The organism is Streptomyces sp. DH-12, from assembly GCF_002899455.1.
Classification (GTDB): Bacteria; Actinomycetota; Actinomycetes; order Streptomycetales; family Streptomycetaceae; genus Streptomyces.
In genome coordinates, this window is record NZ_PPFB01000001.1 from 237,723 (window position 1) to 260,464 (window position 22,742).

The following is a 22,742-nucleotide window of genomic DNA, read 5'->3' on the forward strand; positions in this document are numbered from 1 at the left end:
ACCGCCCCGAGAAGCCCGACCCACACGGAGGAACCGAAGTGCCCACCACCGAACGCGCCGACGGCGCGCTGATCCACCACGAGTCCCACGGCTCCGGCTTCCCCGTGCTGCTGCTGGGACCCACAGGAGCCGACGGCGCCACCGGCGAGCCCGACCTCTTCGGCACGGTCCGCGCCTGCGGCGCCTACCGCCTGATCACCGCCGACCGCCGCCACACCGGGGGCAGCACGGCCCCCCTGGCGCCCTTCTCCTACGCCGAGGCCGCCGCCGACCAGCTTGCAGTCCTCGACGACCTCGGCGTGGGGAGCGTCCACGTGGTGGCCTCCGGCGACGGGACGGCGCTCGCCCTGCGGCTGGCGTACGAGGCGGCCGGCAGGGTCACCTCGCTCGTCCTGCACGCCCCGGTGGGCCGGGACTCCACCAACACGCTCGGCTCGTTCCACGCCCCCTACGACGAGGCCATGCGCCTGGCGCGGGCCGAAGGGCTGGAGGGCGTCCTGGAGGCCGCCGCGCGCGACGGACGGTTCGGCGCCGAACCCGGCGCCGGGCCCTTCGCCCAGCAGCTCCACGACGACCCCGCCTTCCGCGACCAGCTCCTCTCGCTGCGCCGCGAGCGCTACATCGCCGCGCTGGTCCGCCACCGCGACGGCGTGTGGCCCGACGGCACCCCGTACTTCTCGGTCCCCGAGGAGTGGGTGCGCACCTGCGACACGCCGATGCTGATCCTGCCCGGCGCCGACGAGAGGCACCCCGAGGGGGTGGCCAAGGCGCTCGCCGCCGAGGCCGGCCGGGCCCAGCTCCTCGACGCCGGCCACGACGCGCCGGAGAACCGGGCGCGGACCGCCGGGATCCTCACCCGCTTCCTGACCGAGCACACGCCCCGAGAAAGCCGCTGACCATGCTGACGCTGAACACCCTGGACATCACCGACGAGCGCAAGTGGGCGGAGCACGGCTACCCCTACGCCGAGTGGGACCTGCTGCGCCGCGAGGCCCCCGTCTTCTGGTACCAGCGGCCGGGCTTCGAGCCGTTCTGGGTCCTGACCCGGCACGAGGACATCGCCGCCGTCTCCCGCGACACGGCCGTCTTCGGCAGCTCCCAGCGCATGACCGTCGACCCGCCGGACGCCATCGAGATGCTGGAGGGCGAGCGGGAACTGCGCGCCCAGATGTTCGGGCACGACCCCGACGACTCGCAGGCGCTCAGCGACATGGACGCCCCCCGCCACCGCCACCTGCGCCAGATCATGGCCCCGTCCTTCACCCCGAAGGCCATGGCCGCCCTGCGCGAGCGTTTCGACGAGCTGGCCGCCGGCTACGTGCGGGAGCTGACCGGCCGCCTGGACAGCCACGGCGAGGCCGACGTGGCCCGCCACCTCGCCGCCCGCCTGCCCGTCGCCGCCATCTGCGAGCTGGTCGGGGCGCCCGCCGAGGACTGGGACGACATCTTCGAGTGGACCGAGGGCACCATCGGCGCCGCCGACCCCGACTACCAGCAGGACGGGGAGAGCGCCGAGGAGGCGTTCCGGCGCAACATGGGGGCCCTCAACGGCTACATCGTCCAGCTCGTCCAGAACCGCATGGCCGACCCCTCCGGCACCGACCTCGTCAGCCGCCTCGTCCAGGCCCGCATCGACGGCGAGGCGATGCAGCTCCACGAGATCCTCTACGCCACCTTCAACCTGCTGATCGCCGGCGTCGGCACCACCCGGAACTCCATCACCGACGGCATCCGCGCCCTGCTCGCCCACCCGGACCAGCTCCGCGCCCTCGTCGAGGACCCCTCCCTGACCGAGCGGGCGGTCGAGGAGATCCTGCGCTGGAGCGCCGTCGCCCCCCACTTCGTGCGGACCTGCCTGAAGGACACCGAGATCGGCGGGCAGCTCATCCGCAAGGGCCAGACGGTGGCCCTCTGGTACCCGTCCGCCAACCACGACGACACCGTCTTCGAGGACCCGTACCGCTTCGACATCACGCGCGAGCAGAACCCGCACCAGTCATTCGGCGGCCACGGTCCGCACATCTGCCTGGGGCGCCACCTCGCCCGCCTGGAGCTGAACGCCATCCTCCGCGCGGTCCTGCCCGTCCTGCCGACGCTGGAGACGGTCAAGGACCCCGAGATGAGCGTCCAGCACCTCCAGGCGACCGACTACAAGCGCTTCATCGTCCGCAAGCGGCCGTGACCGCGGCGCACCCGGAGCACGAAGGACATCCCATGCGTGAAACGCCCACCAGTCTGCACGAGCTGGCCGCCGGCGACGAGTCCGACCTCCAGGTCGTCCTACCCTGGACGGGACCCGTCGTCGACCCGGAGACCGGCGCCCTGCGGGAGCCGCTGCCCGAGCGGTACCTCATCGCCACCTCCGTCGGCTGGCCCAAGCCCGGCCTGGAGGAGCTCGGCGGCAAGCTCAACGGCGCCATCCTGGAGGAGCTGTGGACCCGCGACGGTCTGCTCGCCGCCTCCGTCGCCGTCTCCCCGAACAACTTCAACGCCTCCCGCAACCTCGTGCTCTGGCGCGACATGGAGGCCCTCGAGGGGTTCCTCCACTCGCCGGTCCACCTGGAAGCCGCCCGGCAGACCCGCGGCCTGATGTTCGACTGGGAGGGGACCAACTGGATCGGCACCGACCGGACCGCTTTCCCCACCTTCGCCGAGTCCCGCGCCCGCCTGGACGCCGTACGCGCGTCGGGCGAGAGCCCCTACGCCTCCCACGGCTGACCCGCGCCGCCACCACCGGGGCCGCCACGCGCGCGTCCCGGCCCATCCGTCCGAGCGACCCGAAAAGAGACCTGCCGACATGACCGTCGCCCCGCCCGAGACCCCCGCACTCAACTCCCACCTCGCCGAGGCCCTCGACGCCGGATACGAGCTGGTGGTGATGCTCGCCGACGGCTTCGACGACAAGACCGCCTTCGAGGCGCCCGAGGGACACATGCCCCTCGCCTGGTTCCTCGGCCACCTCGCCTGCGCCAAGGACTACTTCTCCACCATCCACCAGGGCTGCGAGAAGGCCGTCACCGAGGAGTTCTCCGACAACTTCGCCGACGGCGCCGACACCAACTTCACCATCGTCCCGCCCCTCGACGAGATGCTCGCCATCTACAAGGCGGCCCACCAGCGCATCCGCGACTTCGTCCTCCAGATGACGCCCGAGGACTTCGGCCGCAGGACCCCTGTCTTCCCCGACGAGAACATGGGCGAGTACGCCGAGCGCTTCCGCACCCTCGGGCAGGCCCTGGCCCTCACCCAGATGCACGACTCCTTCCACGCCGGCCAGATGGCCAAGCTGCGCCTGGCGCTGGGCATGGAGTCCCCGGTCTGACCCGACGTCATGCCCCGGCACCGCCAGGGGCGCCCCGCTCGTCTGCTGAGGAAGGAAGGATCAGGAATGGACGCACTCGCCCAGGCGGCGCTCCGCGGTGCCACGCCCGAAGAACTGGCCGCCCTGCCGGTGCCCGACCGCTTCCGCGCGGCCCACACCCGCGCCGAGGACATCACGATGTTCGACGGTGTGGAGGACAAGGACGTACGCAAGTCCCTGCACGTCGGAGACGTGCCCATGCCCGAACTAGCGCCCGACGAGGTGCTGCTCGCCGTGATGGCCAGCTCGGTCAACTACAACACCGTCTGGTCGGGCATCTTCGAACCGATCCCCACCTTCACCTTCCTCCAGGCGTACGGGAAGCAGGGGCGCTGGCAGGCCCGGCACGACCAGCCGTACCACGTGCTGGGCTCCGACGCCGCGGGCGTCGTCGTCCGGGTCGGTGACGGGGTGCGGCGGTGGAAGGTCGGCGACCACGTCACCGTCAGCCCCGTCCAGGTCGACGACCAGGAGGCCGCCGCCCAGGACGACAGCATGCTCAGCGAGGGCCAGCGGGCGTGGGGGTACGAGACCAACTTCGGCGGCCTCGCCGACTACGCCGTGGTGCGCGCCAGCCAGCTCGTCCCCAAGCCCGGCCACCTCACCTGGGAGGAGGCCGCCTCCGCCACCGCCTGCGCCGGCACCGCCTACCGCATGCTCGTCAGCGACAACGGCGGCCGGATGAAGCAGGGCGACGTGGTGCTCGTCTGGGGCGCGGGCGGCGGCGTCGGCGCCTATGCCGTGCAGCTCGTCAAACAGGGCGGCGGCATCGCCGTCGGTGTCGTCAGCTCCGAGGAGAAGGCCCAGCGCCTGCGCGACCTCGGCTGCGACGTGGTCATCAACCGCTCCGAGCTGGGCATCGGCGGCGGCGACGGCACCGACCCGCGGCAGGTGGTCGAGGCCGGGAAGCGGCTCGGCCGCATCATCCGCCGCGAGACGGGCGAGGACCCGCACATCGTCTTCGACTGCATCGGCCGCGCCACCTTCGGCATCTCCATGTTCGTGCTGCGCCGCGGCGGCTCCCTCGTCACCTGCGGTTCCAGCACCGGCTACCTCCACCAGTACGACAACCGCTACCTGTGGATGAAGCTGAAGCGGATCATCGGCTGCCACGGCGCCAACATGCAGGAGCAGTGGGAGAGCAACCGCCTCATCGACCTCGGCCGGATCATGCCCACCCTCTCGCGCTCCTTCCCGCTCGAGGAGATCGGCGAGGCCGCCCGCCTGGTCCAGAGGAACGCGCACATGGGCAAGATCGGAGTGCTCTGTCTGGCTCCCGCCCCCGGCCTCGGCGTCACCGACCCCGCCAAACGCGAACGGCTCGGCGAGGACCGTATCAACCCGCTCAAGGGAGCGTGAGAGATGTCCGCATCCACCCGACCGCCGGAACCCGCCTCGGCGGGCATCCTGGCCACCGGCTCCTACGTGCCCGCCGCCGAGGTCACCAACGCGGAACTGGCCGCGCGCTTCGACGTCACCGAGGAGTGGATCGAGCGCAAGACCCACATGCTCACCCGCCGCTACGCGGCACCCGGCGAGGCCACCTCCGACATGGCCGTCCACGCGGCCCGCGCCGCCCTCGACCAGGCCGGCATCGGTGCCGACCGGATCGACTACCTCATCGTCGCCACCACCACCCCCGACAGCGCGGTCCCGCCCGTCGCCACCCTCGCCCAGGAGGCGCTGGGCGCCCACCGCGCCGCCTGCTTCGACCTCAACATCGGGTGCAGCGCGTTCGTCCACGCCCTCACCGTCGCCCAGGCCCTGCTGCAGATGCGCCCCGGCGCGCACGCCCTGGTGGTCGGCGCCGACACCTGGTCGCGGTTCACCGACCCCCAGGACCGCAGCACCGCCGTGCTGCTCGGCGACGCCGCCGGCGCCGTGGTGCTCGGGCCGGTCCCCGAGCCGTACGGCATCCTCGGCCACGACCTGCTGGGCCACGGCGCCGACGCGCCGCTCCTGGTCATCGACGCGGGCGGCAGCCGCCGCCCGGCCTCCCACGCGACCGTCGACGAGGGCGGCCACACGCTGCGGATGAACGGCCGCGGGGTCATCGAGTTCGTCATGACCCACGTCCCGCCGTCCATCAAGGAGGCTCTCGGCGCCGCCGGCGTCTCCCATGAGGAGGTGCGCCACCTCGTCCCGCACCAGGCCAACGGTGCCCTGCTCGGGCAGCTCGCCGCCGCGGCGGGCCTCCAGGACGCCACGCTCCACACCACCCTCGAGCGGTACGGCAACTCCGGCGCCGCCTCCATACCCGTCACGCTCGACCACGCCCACCGCGCCGGCTCCCTCGCCGACGGCGACCTGGTCGTCCTCTCCGGCTTCGGCGGCGGCATGGCCGTCGGCACCTCCCTGCTGCGCTGGTACGCGGGGGGCGCGGGATGAGCGCCCCGGCATTCGAGCGGATCGGCGTGCTCGGCGGCGGGCTGATGGGCGCGGGCATCGCCGAGGTGTGCGCCCGTGCCGGCGCCGAGGTCCGCGTCGTCGTCACCACGGAACGCTCGCGGGGCGCCGCCCGGGCCCGGCTGGAGCGCTCCCTCGGCGCCGCCGCGGCCAAGGGGCGGATCTCCCCGGAGGAGCACGAGACGGTGCTCTCCCTCGTCTCCTTCGGCACCGAACTGGGCGAACTCGCCGACCGTCAGCTGGTCGTCGAGTCGGTCACCGAGGACGAGGCCACCAAGGTCAAGCTCTTCCGCCAGCTCGACTCCCTCCTCACCGACCCGGACGCCGTCCTCACCACCAACACCTCCTCCCTGCCGGTCACCCGCCTCGCCGAGGCCACCGACCACCCCGAGCGCCTCCTCGGCACCCACTTCTTCAACCCGGTCCCCGTCATGCCCCTGGTCGAGATCACGGCGACGGCACACACGCCCCGGGAGACGGTGGCGCGCGTCTCCGAGTTCGTCACCGGGGGTCTCGGCAAGGAGGCGGTCCACTCCGCCGACCGCGCCGGATTCGTGGTGAACGCCCTGCTCGTCCCGTATCTTCTCTCGGCGGCCCGCATGGCCGAATCCGGTCATGCCGACGCCGCCGACATCGACAAGGGGATGACCCTGGGATGCGGCCACCCGATGGGGCCGCTCCGCCTCGCCGACCTCGTCGGCATCGACACCCTCCGGGCCGTCGCTGCCGGACTGTACGAGGAGAGCGGGGACCCGGCCTACGCGCCACCGGAGATCCTCACCCGGATGATGGAGGCCGGACACCGCGGCCGGAAGACGGGCCGCGGATTCCACACCTACACCTGACGCCCCACCACCCCCGACCACCACACGCACCACCATCAACCCCCCTGAGCAACACCGAACAAGGAGAAACATGGCTCACATCGCCTTCTTCAACTTCCCGGCCGTCGGCCACGTCAACCCGACCCTCGGGGTGGTCGAGGAACTGGTGAAGCGGGGCCACCGGGTCACCTGTACGGCCACGGAGTTCTTCGTCCCGGGCATCAAGGCCGTCGGCGCCACGCCGATCGTCTACGAGTCGCCCTTCGGCGAGTTCTACCGCAGCCCGTACAACGAGGAGATGATGGCGGGCGAGGGCGTGCGGTGCCTCGACGAGGCCATCGCCCTCCACAAGCAGGTCAGCGGCTACTACGGCGAGGACCGCCCGGACGTCGTCGTCCACGACTTCATGGCCTGGGGCGCCCGCTTCTATGCCGCCGAGCACGGCCTCCCCACCGTCCGCCTCTTCCCGTCCTACGGCGTCAGCGAGACCTTCAACATCGCCGAGAAGTTCCCCTGGTCCGCCCCGGACGACCCCAAGATCCTGGAGATGGTCCAGCGGCTCACCGCCCTGCTGCCCACCTTCGGCCTCCCGGGCGACATGGGCGCCTTCGTCACCGACGTGGCGAAGACCGGGATCATCTTCCTGCCGCGCGAGTTCCACTACGAGGGCGAGACGTTCGACGAGCGCTTCGTCTTCGCGGGCCCCAGCATCAAGGACCGCTCCACCTTCCAGGGCTCCTGGGAGCCGAAGTCGGCGGACCGGCCCGTCCTGCTGATCTCCCTGGGCACCGCCGCCACCGGCTGGTCGGAGTTCTTCTCCCTCGCGCTGCGGGCGTTCGGCGACTCCGACTGGGACGTGGTCATGGCCGTCGGCGACCACATCGACCCGGCCGAGCTGGGAGAGGTTCCGGCCAACTTCGAGATCCGGCGCCACGTGCCGCAGCTCGACGTGCTGCGGCACGCCCGCGTCTTCCTCACCCACGCCGGCATGAACAGCACCATGGAGTCCCTGTACCACGGCGTGCCCATGGTCGCCGTTCCGCAGATGAACGAGCAGCGCGCCAACGCCCTGCGCATCGAGGAACTGGGGCTCGGCCGCCACCTGCCGCGCGAGGAGGTCACCGTCGAGAGCCTGCGCGCCTCCGTGGACGCCGTCGCCGCCGACGAGGCTGTCGCCGAGCGCGTACGCACCATGCAGGAGGCCCTGCGCTCCGTCGACGGGGCCGCCGTCGCCGCCGACGCCGTGGAGGCCCGCCTGGCCGCCACCGACTGACCGGGCGTCCGGCCCGCGAGCAGCCCGCGCCCCCGCACCACCGGGGCGCGGGCTGCTCGGCGTCCGGGCCCGTCCGCTCCTCCTGTACGCAGGCTCCAGTCCGCGTCTAGCCCGATGGGCGAGTCTCAGACCGGACACCGGTGCGCGGCCCCATGCCCGCCCTCCGGTGGGCACCGCGAGCTTCCGCCCCGTTGGAGTAGACGTGTCAAACTTCCCCCCCGGCCCGGTCAGGCTTCCCACCGAGCGGCCCTCCGCCTTCGACCCCCCCGCCGAACTGGCCGCACTGCGGGAGAAGTGCCCGGTCGCGCGGATGGACTTCCCCGACGGGCACCAGGGATGGCTGGTCACCAGCTACCCCGAGGTGCGCTCCCTGCTGGCCGACCCCGAGTTCAGCGCCCGCCAGGAACTGCACCACCACGCCCCCTACGACCACCCCTTCGGCACGGAGCCGATCCGGCCCGCGGAGCCCGGCTTCTTCATCGGGATGGACGCCCCCGAGCACAGCCGCTACCGGCGGCTGGTGGCCGGGCAGTTCACCAAGCGGCGGATCGCCCGGCTCGCCCCGCGCGTCGAGGAGATCGCCGAGGCGTGCCTCGACGCGATGGAGGCCGGCGGAACCCGGGAGGCCGACCTCGTCGAGCAGTTCGCCCAGCCCATTCCCGCGCTGGTCATCTGCGAACTCCTCGGCGTCCCGCTGGAGGACTCGGACCGCTTCCACGGCGCGATCCGCCGCTTCTTCCACCTCGGCTCCGACGGCGAGGAGTCCCGCAACGCCTACCTCGCCATCCTCGACTACGTCGGTGAACTGGTCGCCCGCAAGCGCGCCCGCCCCGGCGACGACATGATCAGCGGCCTCATCGGCCGCGAGGAGCTGAGCGACCAGGAACTCGCCGGGATCTCCCTGCTGTTGCTCGTCGCCGGCTACGAGACCACCGCCAACATGATCGGTCTCGGCGCCTACGCCCTGCTCACCCACCCCGACCAGCTCGCCCTGCTCCGCGAGGACGACTCCCTCGCCGACAACGCGGTGGAGGAACTGCTCCGCTACCTCCCCCTCTTCCGCTCCGGCGGCATGCGCGCCGCCACCCGCGACACCGAGGTCCTCGGACGCCAGGTCAAGAAGGGCGAATGCGTCGTCCTCTCCCTGGCCTCCGCCAACCGCGACCCCGCACGGTACGGCGCGGACGCCGACCGCCTCGACCTGCGCCGGTCCGCCACCGGCCACGTGGCCTTCGGCCACGGGCCCCACCAGTGCCTCGGCAGCCAGCTGGCCCGGCTGGAGATGCGGATCGCCTACACCGCGCTGCTGCGCCGGTTCCCCGGACTGCGGCTGGCCGTCCCGCCCGACGAGGTGCCGCTCCGCGACGACATGGTGATCCACGGGACGCACCGGCTGCCGATCGCCTGGTGAACCGCGCTGCCCGCACGGGGGTTCCCGTCCATCCACCCACTCGACCGGGCCGGACCGAGCCGGCCGTACCTCAGGAAGCGAAAGTGACGATCTTCTCCAGGAAACACGTGTTCAGAACGGGCGTGCTGACCGCCGCCCTCGCCCTGCTGAGCCCGCTCGCCATCGCGGCCGGGGACGACGAGTCCCATGACCGCCGCAGGCCCGCCGCGGTCTTCCCCGCCCCGGGCCCCCTGGCCGCCCCGTCGGGCAAGGGCGGATTCCGCTTCGGCGTCGCCAGCGCGGCCACCCAGATCGAGGACCGCAACGAGAACACCGACTGGTACAAGTGGACCGCCCCGGAGCCCGAGGGCATGGCCCGCAGCCCCTTCGTGGGCGACGCCGTCCAGGGGTACACCCGGGCCGTCGAGGACATCGACCTCATCGAGGACATGAACCTCGACGCCTACCGCTTCAGCATCGAGTGGGCCCGCGTCGAGCCCGAGCGCGACCGCATCGACGAGAAGGCGCTCCAGCACTACAGCGACTTCATCGACGAGCTGATCGACCGCGGCATCCGCCCGATGATCACCGTCCACCACTTCTCCAACCCGGTATGGGTCGACGACCCGGGAGACGCCGGCTGCGCCGCCGGCCCCTCCGACACCAACCTCTGCGGCCTCGACCACCCCGAAGGCGGCTCCCGGGTGGCCGAGGAGATGGCCGAGTTCGCCGGGCTGCTCGCCGAGCGCTTCGGCGACCGGGTCGACGAGTGGGTCACCGTCAACGAGCCCATGGTCTACATGCACTTCGCCCACGCCTTCGGCGCCGGCCCGCCCGGCAAGGCCAACCTGATCGGCGACTTCGACCGCTACATGGGGGCGCTGCGCAACCTCGTCGACGCCCACGCGCGGATGTACAAGGCGATCAAGGCGGCCGACACCACCGACGCAGGCACCGGCGCCCCCGCGGCCGTCGGCCTCAGCATGAGCGCCAAGCAGTACGTACCCGTCCGCGACGGCAGAGTCAGCACCGAGCAGCGGGACGTCGACGCCGCCGGGCGCATGCAGCGCTACTTCGAGTGGAACGTCGTGGACGCCCTCTGGAAGGGCGGCTTCGACACCGACCTCGACGGCGTCCACGACGAGCGGCACCCCGAGTGGCGGAAGACCCTCGACTTCCTCGGCATCCAGCTCTACGAGCGGATCGGCGTCTCCGACCCCGGCGAGGAGCCCTCGCCGGCCACCTTCCCCGCCGCCGACGCCGACGTGTGCAGCACCGCCCCCTGCCTGCCCCCGCTCGACGAGACCTACTTCGTCCCCGACATGAACTACGAGACCGATCCGACCGGCCTCTACTCCGTCCTCAAGGACTACAGCGAGCGGTACGAGAACCTCCCGCTCACCGTCACCGAGTCCGGCATCGCCTCGGACTCGGGCAAGCGCCGCGCCGAGTTCGTCGTGCGCGCCCTGGAGCAGATCGAGAAGGTCCGCCGAGAGGGCGCCGACGTCCGGGGCTACTACCACTGGAGCCTCATGGACAACTTCGAGTGGCTCGGCGGCTACGGCGCCCGCTTCGGCCTCTACGCCGTGGACCGTACGACCATGGAGCGCACCCCCACCGAGGCGGCCGAGGTCTACGGCCGGATCGCCGGTGCCCGCGTCCTCTCCGCCGACCTGCGCCGGAGGTACGGCGGCCACGGGCCGATGACCCCGGAGCCCGGCGGCGCCGCGACCGCCACGCCCTGAGCCCGGCCTGAGCAGCGCCCGGCACGCACGGCCCCGACCGCACGCCCCGACCGCCCCGCCCCGCACGCCCCGACCGGGCGCCGGGGCGGGGCCGGGACGGTGCGGACCGACGAGAACCGACGAGCATCGAGGAAACGCAGATGGGCGACCCCATGACGAGCAGCAACGAGTCCTCGGCCCCTTCGGCCGTCTCTGCGGACATCACGGCGTTCCTGCGTGAATCCGTCGCCGAGATGCTGGAAGTGCCCGTCGGTTCGGTCCGCGTCGACCGCTCCTTCAGCGAGCTGGGACTACCGTCCCTGCGCGCCGTCGAGCTGGCCGGCAAGGTCTCCGCACTGCTGGGCCGGGAGATCCCCGGCACGGCCGTGTGGGACCACCCCACCGTCGCGGCCCTGGCCGCGTACGTCACCGGAGCCGCGGACGAAGGCGGGCCGGGCCGGACCCGGCCGGCCGACCCGGCCGGCGGCGACCCGGTCGCCGTCGTCGGCATCGGCTGCCGCCTCCCCGGCGGCGTCGAGGGCCCCGAGTCCCTCTGGCGCGCCCTCGTCGAAGGGCTCGACGCCGTCCGTGAGGTCCCCGCCGACCGCTGGAACGCCGACGAGTGGCTGGACACCGACCCCGAAGCCCCCGGCCGGACCACCACCCGCTGGGGCGGATTCCTCGACGGCATCGGCGAGTTCGACGCCGACCTCTTCCGGATCTCCCCCGCGGAGGCCCGGGCCATGGACCCCCAGCAGCGCATCGCCCTGGAGACCGCCTGGTCCTCCCTGGAGGACGCCCGGATCGCCCCCACCGCGCTGCACGGCACCCGTACCGGCGTCTTCCTCGGCGCTATGGCCCAGGAGTACCACCTCGCCACCGGAGCCGACCCGCACTCCATCGGCACCCACTCGGCGACCGGCTGGGACAACTCCGTCATCGCCGCCCGCATCGCCTACGCCCTGGGCCTGCAGGGACCCGCCCTCGCCGTCGCCACCGCGTGCAGCTCCTCCCTGACCGCCACCCACCTCGCCGTCCGCAGCCTGCGCTCCGGCGAGTCCGACCTCGCCCTCGCCGGCGGCGTCAACGTCATGCTGCACCCGCACACCACGGTCGCCATGACAAAGTTCGGCGGGCTCAACCCCGAGGGCCGCTGCCGCGCCTTCGACGCCGACGCCGGCGGCTACGTCCGCGCCGAGGGCTGCGGCATCGTCGTTCTGCGCCGCCTGTCCGACGCCCTCGCCGCCGGGGACCGCGTCTACGCCGTGATCCGCGGCAGCGCCGTCAACAACGACGGGGCCTCCAACGGGCTCACCGCCCCCAACCCCCGGGCCCAGGCCGCGGTCCTGCGCGAGGCCTGGCAGGACGCCCGGATCGCACCCTCCGAGGTCTCCTACGTCGAGGCCCACGGCACCGGCACCCCGCTCGGCGACCCCATCGAGGCCGCCGCCCTCGGCGAGGTCTTCGCCCCCGGCCGTGAGGAACCGCTGCGCCTGGGCTCCGCCAAGACCAACTTCGGCCACCTGGAACCCGCGGCGGGAGTGACCGGGCTGATCAAGACGGCACTCGCCCTCCACCACGGCGAACTCCCGGCCAGCCTGCACTTCGACACGCCCAACCCGCGCATCGACTTCGATGCCGCCGGACTCCGCGTCGTCGACCGGGCCGAACCCTGGCCCGGCGAGGGACCCCGCCGCGCCGGCGTCAGCAGCTTCGGCTTCGGCGGCACCAACGCCCACGTCGCCCTCGAAGAGGCCCCGGGCCGCCGCGGCCCCCTCCCGGACCCCGCCGAGCGCCCCGCCACCGGTGAGCGCCCCGTCCTCGCGCTGTTCTTCTCCGGCCACGGCTCCCAGTGGCTCGGCATGGGCCGCGACCTGCTCACCGAACCCGCCTACCGCACCGCCCTGGCCGACTGCGACCGCGCCCTGCGGCCCGTGCTCGGCTGGTCGGTGACCGAGGAACTCCTCGCCGGCGACCGCGACTCCCGGCTGGAGCGCACCGACGTCGTCCAGCCCGTCCTCTTCGCCGTCCAGGTCGCCCTCGCCCGCACCCTCGGCGCCTGGGGCCTGGCCCCCGACGCCGTCCTCGGGCAGAGCATCGGCGAGGTCGCCGCCGCCGTCACCGCGGGCGCCCTCCCCCTGGAGGAAGGCGCCCGGATCATCGGCGTCTGGTCCGCGCTGATCGCCGAACGGGCCGCCGGACAGGGCGCGATGACCGTCTGCGACCTCACCGCCGAAGAGGCCGAGGACCTGATCCGCCCGGTGGACCGCGACCTCTGCGTCGCCGGCCACCTCGCCCCCGGGCAGGTCTGCCTCGCCGGTCCGCGCGAGGCGGTCGCCGCCGTCGAACGTGAACTGGCCGCACGCGGGACGAACTCCACCCGCGTCCGCATCGACTACGCCGCGCACAGCCCGCAGCTGGCCGGACTCGCCCCCGAACTCGGCCGCCGCCTCGGCGCCGTCCGCACCGCCCCGGCCACCGTCCCCTTCTGGTCCACCGTCACCGGCGCGCCCCTGGACACCGACGCCCTCGACGCCTCCTACTGGGCCCGCAACATGTGCCGGCCCATGCTGGTCGCCGAGACGGTCGACGCCCTCGCCGCCGCCCACGCCGGCCGACCGCTGCGCCTGATCGAGATCGCCCCCCACCCCGTCGCCCGGTACTCCCTCGAACGGATCCTGGCCGGCCGCCCCGAGGCCGCCGTCCTCACCACCGGCCGGCGAGGCGCCCCCGACCGCCGCGGCCTGGAGGAGGCCGCGGTCCGGCTCTGGCGGGACGGCGCCGACCTCGACCGGGCGGCGGTCGCGGGCGAGCCCCGCCGCGACGAACCGGCCACCCCCATGGTGTTCGCCGTCTCCGGCAGGACCCGCCCCGCCCTCGCGGCCAACGCCGCCCGGCTCGCCGACCGCGTGGCCCAGGCCACCGGCGCCGAACTGCGCGACCTCGCCTACAGCTCCACGGTCACCCGCGCCCACCTCGACCACCGTGCCGCGGTCGTGGCCGCGACCACCGAGGAGGCCGCCGAGGCGCTCACCGCCCTCGCCGAGGACCGGCCCCACCCCGCCGCCGTCGAGGACGAGAGCGAGGAGCTGACGGGCGCCTGGGAGAGCGGCACCTCCGTCCTCTTCACCGGACAGGGCAGCCAGCGGCCGGGCATGGGCCGCGCCCTGCACGCCGCCTTCCCCGTCTACCGCGACACCTTCGACGCGGTCTGCAGTGCCCTCGCCCCGCACCTGGCCCGCCCGCTGGAGGAGGTCGTCCACGCCCCCGAGGGCAGCGCCGAGGCCCGCCTCCTCGACGAGACCGAGTTCACCCAGCCCGCCCTCTTCGCCTTCGAGGTGGCGCTCCACCGCCTCTGGGAGAGCTGGGGCGTCCGCCCCCGGGCCGTGGCCGGGCACTCCGTCGGCGAGCTCGCCGCGGCCCACGTCGCCGGCATCCTCGACCTCGACGACGCCGCCCGCCTGGTCGCCGCCCGCGGCAGGCTCATGCAGTCCTGCGAACGCGGCGGCGCCATGGCCTCCGTCCAGGCCACCGAAGCCGAAGTCCTCCAGGCCCTGGCGTCGACGGCAGAGAGCGGCGGACGCGTCTCGATCGCCGCCCTCAACAGCCCCGCCCAGACCGTGGTCAGCGGCGACGAGGAGGCCGTCGTCCGCGTCGTCGAGCACTTCACCGCGCAGGGACGCCGCACCCGGCGCCTGACGGTCTCGCACGCCTTCCACAGCGCGCACATGGACACCATGCTCGAGGAGTACCGGGCCGTCGCCGAGCAGTGCGTCCTGCGCGTCCCCGGGATCCCCCTGTTCTCCACGGCCACCGGCGCCTGGACCGACTCCCGTACCGCGCCCGGCGAGGGCGCCACCTCGCCCGACCACTGGGTACGGCAGGTCCGCGACGCCGTCCGCTTCACCGACGCCGTGGCCGCCCTCGAAGCGGCCGGCCTACGGCGCCATCTCGAATGCGGCCCCGCCGCCGTCCTCACCGCGATGGGCATCGCCTGCGCGGACCGCGAGGAGGGGTTCATCCCCTCCCAGCGCGCCGGGGACCGGCCCGACGAGGTCGGCGACGTCCTGCGCGCCCTCGCCGGACTCCACGTCAGCGGCGAGGACATCGACTTCGAACAGGTCTACGCGGACACCGGCGCCCGCCGCACCGACCTGCCCGGTTACGCGTTCCGCCGCACCCACCACTGGATCGGGGCGGCCCCCCGCGCCGGCCACCTGCCGGCCGCCCGCCCGGTGGCCGACGACTCCCTGTGGCAGGCCGTCGGCACCGGCGAGACCGAGCGGGTCTGCGCCCTGCTCGGCACCTCCGACACCACCGCCGTCGAGGCGCTGCTCCCGCACCTCGCGGCCTGGCGCGACCGACAGGACCGCGCCGGCACCGCCGCCGAAAGCCTCTACGAGGAGAGCTGGCAGCCCGTCACCGGTCCCGCCACCGCCCCGGACCTCACCGGCGACTGGATCCTCGCCACCCCCGCCGACCCGGCCGCGACCGCGCTCACCGAAGCCCTCGCCCGGGCCCTCACGGACGCCGGCGGCACCGTCCACCCGCTCCCGGCCGCGGACGGCCGCACCGCGTACGCCGCCGCGCTGGACACCCTGACCACCACCCTCGCCGGGCGGACCCCGCGCGCCGTCCTCGCCCTCACCTCCCTCGACACCGACCCTGCCCGCGGCGCCGTCACCACCGGCGCCACCCGCACCCTCGCCCTCACCCAGGCCCTCGGGGACAGCGGCCTCGACGCGCCCCTGTGGCTCGTGACCCGAGGCGCGGTGCGCACCGGCGAGGAGGACCCGGCCCCCCGCCCGGACCAGGCGCTCGCCTGGGGTCTGGGCCACGTCGCCGCCCTGGAGCACGCGGACCGCTGGGGGGGTCTCGTCGACCTCCCCGGGCCGGCCGACGGCTCCCCGGCCGGCCCGGCGCCCTCCTTCGCCCCGCTCGACGCGGCCACCACCCGGCACCTCCTCACCACCGTCACCGCCCGGACCCCCGACCGGGAGGACCAGGTGGCCCTGCGCCCGGCCGGTCCCTTCGCGCGGCGGCTGCGCCGCTCCGAACCCGCCCCGCGCCTTCCCCGGCGGGCCCGCGGCACGGTCCTGGTCACCGGAGGCAGCGGCGCCCTCGCCGGCCACCTCGCCCGCCACCTCGCCGAACGCGGCGCCGAACACGTCGTCCTCGCCTCGCGGCGCGGCCCCGGCGCCGAGGGCGCCGCCGAGATCGCCGCGGCCCTCGAGGCCGCCGGGGCCCGCGTCACCCTCGCCGCCTGCGACGTGACCGACCGGGCCGACCTCGAACGCCTCCTCGCCCGGATCGACGAGGACCCCGCGCCGCTGCGCGCCGTCTTCCACACCGCGGGCACCCTCGACGACCGCCTCCTCGACCACCTCGACGCCGAGGCACTCGCCGTCACCGCCGCCCCCAAACTCCAGGCCGCCGCGCACCTGCACGCGCTGACCGCCGGCCGCGAACTCGACGCCTTCGTCCTCTACTCGTCCGTCGTCGGCACCCTCGGCAACATCGGCCAGGCCAACTACGCCATGGCCAACGCCGCCCTCGACGCCCTCGCGGAGCGGCGCCGCGCCGACGGGCTGCCCGCCGTCAGCATCGCCTGGGGCCCCTGGGCCGACGGAGGCATGACGCGCGGGACCGCCGAGAGCCAGCTGAAGCGCGTCGGCCTCGTCCCGCTCGCCCCGGACGCGGCCCTCGCCGCCCTCGACGCGGCCCTCGCCGCCGACCCCGCCACCGGACCGGCGACCCGGGTCGCCGCCCGGGTCGACTGGGCCCGGGCCGTCCCCGCCCACCAGGGCAACCGCCCCCGCCCCCTCCTGGCCGGCCTCACCGAGACCCGCCGGCACCCCGGCGCCGCCCCCGCTCCCGCCTCCCCGGACGGCGCCGCGAACCCGCTGTGCACCGCACTCGTCGGCCTGGCCGACGAGGACCGCCTGCCCCACCTTCGGACCCTTCTGGCCGTCGAGGCCGCCGCCGTCCTCGGCGTCGCCGACCCCGCGAGTCTCGGTACCGAACGCGGCTTCAAGGACCTCGGCTTCGACTCGATGATGGCGATCCAGCTGAGCGCGCGCGTCCAGCGGCGCACCGGGATCACCACCCCCAGGACCCTCATCTACGACCACCCGAACCTCACCGCCGCCGCCCACTGGCTGCTCGGCGAACTCCTCGGCGCCACCGGCGACGCCACGGCGCCCGCCCCGACCGTCGCTCGGGACGAACCCCTCGCCATCGTCGGCGTCGGCCTGCGCATGCCCGGCGGCGCCCACGACCTCGACAGCCTCTGGCAGGTGCTCGCCGAAGGCCGCGACACCGTCGGCGAGATCCCCGCCGACCGCTTCGACATCGACGCGTACTACGACCCCGCCCCGGACGCCGAGGGCACGACCTACGTCCGGCACGCCTCCCTCCTCGACGACGTCGCCTCCTTCGACGCGTCCTTCTTCGGCATCTCCCCGCGCGAGGCCGACCCCATGGACCCGCAGCACCGGCTGCTCCTGGAGGCCGCCTGGAACTCGCTGGAGAACGCGGGCATCCGCCCCGACGACCTCCGCCACTCGCGCACCGGCGTCTTCGTCGGCGCGGGCGCCGGGGAGTACGCCGCCCACCGCGGCGGCACCCCCGACACGTACACCCTCACCGGCAGCCTCCAGAGCTTCAACGCCGGCCGGCTCTCCTACCACCTGGGACTCCAGGGCCCCGCCCTCTCCGTCGACACCGCCTGCTCCTCCTCCCTCGTCGCCCTGCACCTCGCCGCCGAGGCGCTGCGCGGCGGCGAGTGCGACATCGCCCTGGCCGGAGGCGTGCAGGTCCTCGCCGATCCCGGCTCCTTCGTGGCGCTCAGCCGCTCCCACGCACTCGCCCCCGACGGCCGCAGCAAGACCTTCTCGGCCGCCGCCGACGGCTACGGCCGGGGCGAAGGCGTCGGTCTCGTCGTGGTCATGCGGCTCTCCGACGCGCTCGCCGCCGACCACGAGGTCCTCGGCGTGATCCGCGCGGGAGCCGTCAACCACGACGGTGCCAGCAGCGGTATCACCGCCCCCAACGGAACCTCCCAGCAGAAGGTGGTCCGCGCCGCCCTCGACTCCGCCGGACTGGCGCCCACCGACGTCGACTACGTCGAATGCCACGGCACCGGCACCCCCCTCGGCGACCCCATCGAGGTCCAGGCCCTCGCCGCCGTCTACGGGGAGGGCCGCGACGCCTCCACCGCGCTGCGCCTGGGCACCGCCAAGAGCGTCATCGGCCACCTGGAGTCCGCCGCGGGCATCGCCGGGGTCTGCAAGGTGCTGGCCGCCTTCCGCCACGGCGCCCTGCCGCCCACCCCGCGCTCCGCGCCGCTGAACCCCGCCATCGCCTGGGACGACCTCCCGGTCGCCGTCGTCGACGAACTGAGCCCCTGGGCCCGTACCTCCGGCCGGGTGCGCCGGGCGGGCGTGTCGGCCTTCGGACTGAGCGGCACCAACGCCCACCTCGTCATCGAGGAACCTCCCGTCCCCGCCCGGCAGGACGCCGCTCCCGCCGCGTCCGGACCGCCCGCCCTGCCGGTCGTGGTCTCCGGCCGGACCGAGGAGGCCCTCCGCGAGCAGGCCGGACGCTGGGCCCGCTGGCTCGACTCCCGCCCCGGCACCGCACTGCCCGACATCGCCGCGACCGCGGCCCGCCACCGCACCCACTTCCCCAGCAGGGCCGGCGTCGTGGCCACCGGCACCGAGGAACTGACCGCAGCCCTGCACGCCCTCGCCGAGGGCCGCGAGACCGAGCAGACCGTCCTCGGCACGGCGGTGCCCCGCGGCAAGGCCGTCTTCGTCTTCCCCGGCCAGGGCAGCCAGTGGACCGCCATGGGACGCGACCTCCTCGCCCAGAGCCCGGTCTTCGCCGAGACGATCGACCGGTGCGACGCGGCCCTCGCGCCGCTGACCGGCTGGTCGGTGCGGTCGGTCCTGGCGGGCGAGGAGGCGGACGGCGCCCCGCCCGCCGACCGGGTCGACGTGGTCCAGCCCGCGCTCTTCGCGATGGGCGTCGGCCTGGCCGCCGTCTGGCGCTCGCTCGGCGTCGAACCCGCGGCCGTGGTCGGCCACTCGCAGGGCGAGGTGGTCGCCGCCGTCGTCTCCGGCGTCCTCACCCTGGAACAGGGAGCGCGGGTCGTCACCGCACGGTCCAGCGCGGTCCTCGACATCTCCGGCCGGGGCGGCATGGCCCTGGTCGAGCGCCCCGTCGCCGAGGTCGAGGAGTACCTCGCGCCCTACGGCGGAACCCTCTCGGTCGCGGCGGTCAACACCACCGGCTCCACCGTCGTCTCCGGAGAGGCACGGGATCTGGAGGAACTGGTCGCCGCGCTCCAGGAGCGGGGCGTCTTCGCCCGCACCATCCGCGTGGACTACGCCTCCCACAGCGCTCAGATGGACCCGCTCCTGCCCGGCCTCGCCAGCCGCCTCGCCGGCATCGCCCCCGGCCGCGCCGCCACCGCCTTCTACTCCACCCTCCTCGGGGACACCGTCGAAGGCCCCGAACTCGACGGCGAGTACTGGTGCCGCAACCTCCGCGAGCCCGTCCGCTTCGACCGGGCGCTGGAACGGCTCCTCGCCGACGGCCACACCGTCTTCGTGGAGATCTCCGCCCACCCCGTCCTCGCCATGCCGCTCACCGACGGCAGCGCCGGCCACGGCGGTCTGGTCGTCGGCTCCCTCGCCCGCGGCCGCGGCGGACTCGACCAGCTGTGGCGCAACCTCGGCCTCCTCCACGTCGGCGGCCACACCGTCGACTGGCGGGCCGCCCTCGGCGACCGGCGGACCGCGCTGCTGCCCCTGCCCACCTACGCCTTCCAGCGCGAACGCCACTGGCTCGACGCCCCCGAACCCTCCGCGGACGCCGGGACGCTGGGCCTGGAGGCGCCCGCCCACCCCTGGCTGGGGGCGGCCACCGCCCTGGCCGACGGCGACGGGCACCTCCTCACCGGCAGCCTCTCGCTCGCCCGGCAGCCGTGGCTGAAGGACCACCTGGTCTTCGGGACCGCAGTCGTCCCCGGGACGGGACTGCTCGAACTGGCCGCGGCCGCCGCCCACGAGGTCGGCGCCGCGGGCGTCGCCGAGCTGACCCTCGCCGCGCCGCTCGTCCTCGACGAGGAACTCCGCCTCCAGATCACCGTCGGCGCCCCCGAGGGCGGATCGCGGACCCTCACCGTCCACAGCCGCCCGCGCGGCGGCTCGGACCCCTGGACCTGCCACGCCACCGGACGCCTCACCGACACCCCACCGGCCCCCGCGACCGGCCCCGGCGCCCCGGACGGCTTCGCCGACCTGGCCCGATGGCCCGTCCCCGGCGCCGAACGCGTCGACCTGCACGGCTTCCACGACCGCTTCCGGGAACGCGGCATCGACTACGGGCCCGCCTTCCAGGGACTCACCGAACTGTGGCGGGCAGGCACGACCGCGTACGGCCTCGTCCGGCTGCCCGCACCACAGGACGGCACGCCCTACGCCGTCCACCCCGCCCTGCTCGACGCCGCCCTCCATGCCATGGAGGGCGCCGCAGACCCCGGCCCCGCCGCCGAAGCGGCCGGCGCCCTGCTCCCCTTCGAGTGGAGCGACGCCGAGATCCACGCGGTCGGCAGCCAGGAACTGCGGGTCCGCGTCGACGTGACCGAGACCCCGGGCCACGGGCGGCGGCTGGAACTGTGGGCCGCCGACACCACCGGCGCGCCCGTGCTCCACGTGGCAGCCCTCCACCTGCGCCGCGCCGACGCCGGCCAGATCCGGGCCGCCCGGGGCACCGACGGCCTTCACCAGCTGCGCCACCTGCCCGTGGAACTCCCCGGCACTCCCGGGGAAGCGGCCGCCGACGCCGTCCTCGGCGGCACCGGCGAACTGGCCGCCTCCCTCGGCGCCGCCGCCCTGGCCGACGCCTCCGCCCTCACCGCCTGGCTCGACGCCGACCCCGGCCGGCGCCCCGGCCGCGTCCTCGTCGACCTGAGCGGCCCCTCCGAGGCGTCCGACGCCTCCGGCCCCGGTGACACCCCCGAGGAGGCCCACGCCGCGGCGGCCACCGCGCTCGGCGAACTCCGCACCCTGCTGAGCGACGAACGCCTCGACACCACCGAGCTGATCTGGCTCACCCGGGACAGCGCCGCCGCCGCCGACGGCGAGCCCCTGGACGGCCTCGCCCACGCCCCGCTCCACGGCCTGCTCCGCACGGCCCGCACCGAGCACCCCGAGCGCTCCCTGCGCCTGATCGACCTCGGCCCCGCCGAGACCGGCCCCGGCTCCCTCTCCCGGGCACTGTCACTGACCGGCGAGCCGGAACTCGCCGTGCGCGGGGAGCAGCTCCTCGCCGCCCGGCTCACCCCGGCGCCGGCGCCCGCCACCGAGGAGGACGGCGGCGGCACGGCACGCCGCCCGGACCCCGAGGGCACCGTGCTCCTCACCGGCGGCACCGGCGAACTGGGTGGCGCCGTCGCCCGCCACCTCGTACGGCACCACGGCATCCGGCACCTGGTGCTCACCTCCCGCCGGGGGCCCGACGCCCCCGGCGCCGCGGAACTCAGAAACCAGCTCCTGGAAGAAGGTGCCCGATGCGTCCGAGTGGTGGCGTGTGATGTCTCTCGCCGAGATGACCTGGCGCAGGTGCTCGCTCTTGCTGAGGAGGACCGGCCGTGGACTGCGGTGCTGCACCTCGCCGGGATCCTGGACGACGGGGTCCTTCTGGGTCAGGACACGGAACGCCTCCGCCGGGCGATGACCCCCAAGGTCGACGGCGCCCGCCACCTGGCGGAGCTGACCCGGGACCTGGACCTCGCGGCCCTCGTCTTCTTCTCCTCCGCCGCCGGGACCCTCGGCACCGCCGGGCAGGGCATCTATGCCGCCGCCAACACCTGGCTCGACGCCTTCGCCGCCCGCCTGCGCGCCGAGGGCCGCCCGGTGACCAGCCTCGCCTGGGGGCTCTGGGAGCAGGCAGGCACCGGCATGACCGCCCACCTCCAGGGCGCCGAACTGACCCGCATGCGCCGCCAGGGGATCGCCCCCCTGCCCTTCGCCCAGGGGCTGCGCCTGCTCGACGCGGCCCTCGCCAGGCCGGCGGACAACTACGTACCCGTACGGCTCGACCTGCGGCAGATCCAGCGGGACGCGGGCGAGGGAGCACCGGTGCCCGCGCTGTTCCGGGCGCTCGTCCGGGCCCGCACGCAGCGCGCCGCCACCGGGGCCGCCCCGGCCGTGACCGGGCTGCGCGACCGCCTGCTCGCCGCACCCGCGCCCGAGCGGGAAGAGATCGTCACCCAACTGGTGCTCCGCGAGGTCGCGGCCGTGCTGGGCCTCGCATCACCCGGCGCGCTCGCCCCCGACCAGGTGCTCAAGGATCTCGGCCTCGACTCCCTGATGGCGGTGGAACTGCGGCGCAGGCTCGCCCAGGAGACCGGCCTCGCCCTCCCCGCGACGCTGGCCTTCGACTACCCCGCGCCCGAGCGCATCGCCCACCTCGTCCTGGACCGCATGGCCCTGCCCGCCCCGGCGGACCGGGCCGCAGCGGCGCCCGCCGACGACGACCCCGACGCCACCCTCGGCTGGGCCCTCGCCCGGCTCTCCGCCGCACGCCTCCACGACAGCGGCCTGCTCGGCAGCCTGGTGGAGCTGGCCCGGCAGACCGAGGACGGCACAGCGGCCGGCGGCCCCCCGGCGAGCGCCGTCGCCCCCGAGGAGCGGTCCGTGCACGACATCAACGCGGAGCTGGACGCCTTCCTGGAGGCGTCCGGCATCAGCTGAGG

General features: G+C 74.6%; 11 protein-coding genes. All 11 read left to right on the top strand.

The features are described 5' to 3' along the window. Positions 1 to 38 precede the first annotated feature (38 nt). The 11 genes from C1708_RS00440 (at position 39) to C1708_RS35555 (ending at position 22,740) form a co-directional block, all read left to right on the top strand. Entirely contained in the window at positions 39 to 896 is an 858-nt protein-coding gene (locus tag C1708_RS00440; RefSeq protein WP_106410767.1) for an alpha/beta fold hydrolase, read from the top strand. A gap of 2 nt (positions 897 to 898) precedes the next feature. Then, positions 899 to 2,182 (top strand): cytochrome P450, encoded by a 1,284-nt coding sequence (locus C1708_RS00445; protein ID WP_106410768.1) that lies wholly within the window; start codon positions 899 to 901, stop codon positions 2,180 to 2,182. 32 nt (positions 2,183 to 2,214) lie between these two features. Then, positions 2,215 to 2,718: a DUF3291 domain-containing protein gene (locus C1708_RS00450; protein WP_106410769.1), complete on the top strand. Its 504-nt coding sequence runs from the start codon at positions 2,215 to 2,217 to the stop codon at positions 2,716 to 2,718. A gap of 79 nt (positions 2,719 to 2,797) precedes the next feature. Next, on the top strand, positions 2,798 to 3,322 hold the full coding sequence (locus tag C1708_RS00455; protein ID WP_106410770.1) for a DinB family protein: 525 nt from the start codon (positions 2,798 to 2,800) through the stop codon (positions 3,320 to 3,322). A 66-nt stretch (positions 3,323 to 3,388) separates the two neighbouring features. Then, on the top strand, positions 3,389 to 4,720 hold the full coding sequence (ccrA, locus tag C1708_RS00460; RefSeq protein ID WP_106410771.1) for a crotonyl-CoA carboxylase/reductase: 1,332 nt from the start codon (positions 3,389 to 3,391) through the stop codon (positions 4,718 to 4,720). Between the two features lie 3 nt (positions 4,721 to 4,723). Beyond that, the gene (locus tag C1708_RS00465; protein WP_106410772.1) at positions 4,724 to 5,749 is read left to right on the top strand and encodes a 3-oxoacyl-ACP synthase III family protein; all 1,026 of its coding nucleotides are present in this window, start codon (positions 4,724 to 4,726) and stop codon (positions 5,747 to 5,749) included. Next, positions 5,746 to 6,612 (top strand): 3-hydroxybutyryl-CoA dehydrogenase, encoded by an 867-nt coding sequence (locus C1708_RS00470; protein WP_106410773.1) that lies wholly within the window; start codon positions 5,746 to 5,748, stop codon positions 6,610 to 6,612. Before C1708_RS00465 ends, C1708_RS00470 begins: the two co-directional genes overlap by 4 nt. Before the next feature lie 70 nt (positions 6,613 to 6,682). Further along, complete coding sequence (locus C1708_RS00475; RefSeq protein WP_106410774.1) at positions 6,683 to 7,864, top strand: macrolide family glycosyltransferase; 1,182 nt, start codon at positions 6,683 to 6,685, stop codon at positions 7,862 to 7,864. A 202-nt stretch (positions 7,865 to 8,066) separates the two neighbouring features. Continuing rightward, complete coding sequence (locus tag C1708_RS00480; RefSeq protein ID WP_241911123.1) at positions 8,067 to 9,275, top strand: cytochrome P450; 1,209 nt, start codon at positions 8,067 to 8,069, stop codon at positions 9,273 to 9,275. Between the two features lie 83 nt (positions 9,276 to 9,358). Next, positions 9,359 to 10,999 (top strand): glycoside hydrolase family 1 protein, encoded by a 1,641-nt coding sequence (locus C1708_RS00485; RefSeq protein ID WP_157951208.1) that lies wholly within the window; start codon positions 9,359 to 9,361, stop codon positions 10,997 to 10,999. 140 nt (positions 11,000 to 11,139) lie between these two features. Next, positions 11,140 to 22,740: a type I polyketide synthase gene (locus tag C1708_RS35555; protein WP_106410776.1), complete on the top strand. Its 11,601-nt coding sequence runs from the start codon at positions 11,140 to 11,142 to the stop codon at positions 22,738 to 22,740. The last annotated feature ends 2 nt before the right edge of the window (positions 22,741 to 22,742 follow it).

Bases quoted from the DNA above. Each gene is read 5' to 3' on its own strand.
- C1708_RS00445 (WP_106410768.1), top strand. From the start codon at position 899: ATGCTGACGCTGAACACCCTGGACATCACCGACGAGCGCAAGTGGGCG.
- C1708_RS00450 (WP_106410769.1), top strand. From the start codon at position 2,215: ATGCGTGAAACGCCCACCAGTCTGCACGAGCTGGCCGCCGGCGACGAG.
- C1708_RS00455 (WP_106410770.1), top strand. From the start codon at position 2,798: ATGACCGTCGCCCCGCCCGAGACCCCCGCACTCAACTCCCACCTCGCC.
- ccrA (WP_106410771.1), top strand. From the start codon at position 3,389: ATGGACGCACTCGCCCAGGCGGCGCTCCGCGGTGCCACGCCCGAAGAA.
- C1708_RS00465 (WP_106410772.1), top strand. From the start codon at position 4,724: ATGTCCGCATCCACCCGACCGCCGGAACCCGCCTCGGCGGGCATCCTG.
- C1708_RS00470 (WP_106410773.1), top strand. From the start codon at position 5,746: ATGAGCGCCCCGGCATTCGAGCGGATCGGCGTGCTCGGCGGCGGGCTG.
- C1708_RS00475 (WP_106410774.1), top strand. From the start codon at position 6,683: ATGGCTCACATCGCCTTCTTCAACTTCCCGGCCGTCGGCCACGTCAAC.
- C1708_RS35555 (WP_106410776.1), top strand. From the start codon at position 11,140: ATGGGCGACCCCATGACGAGCAGCAACGAGTCCTCGGCCCCTTCGGCC.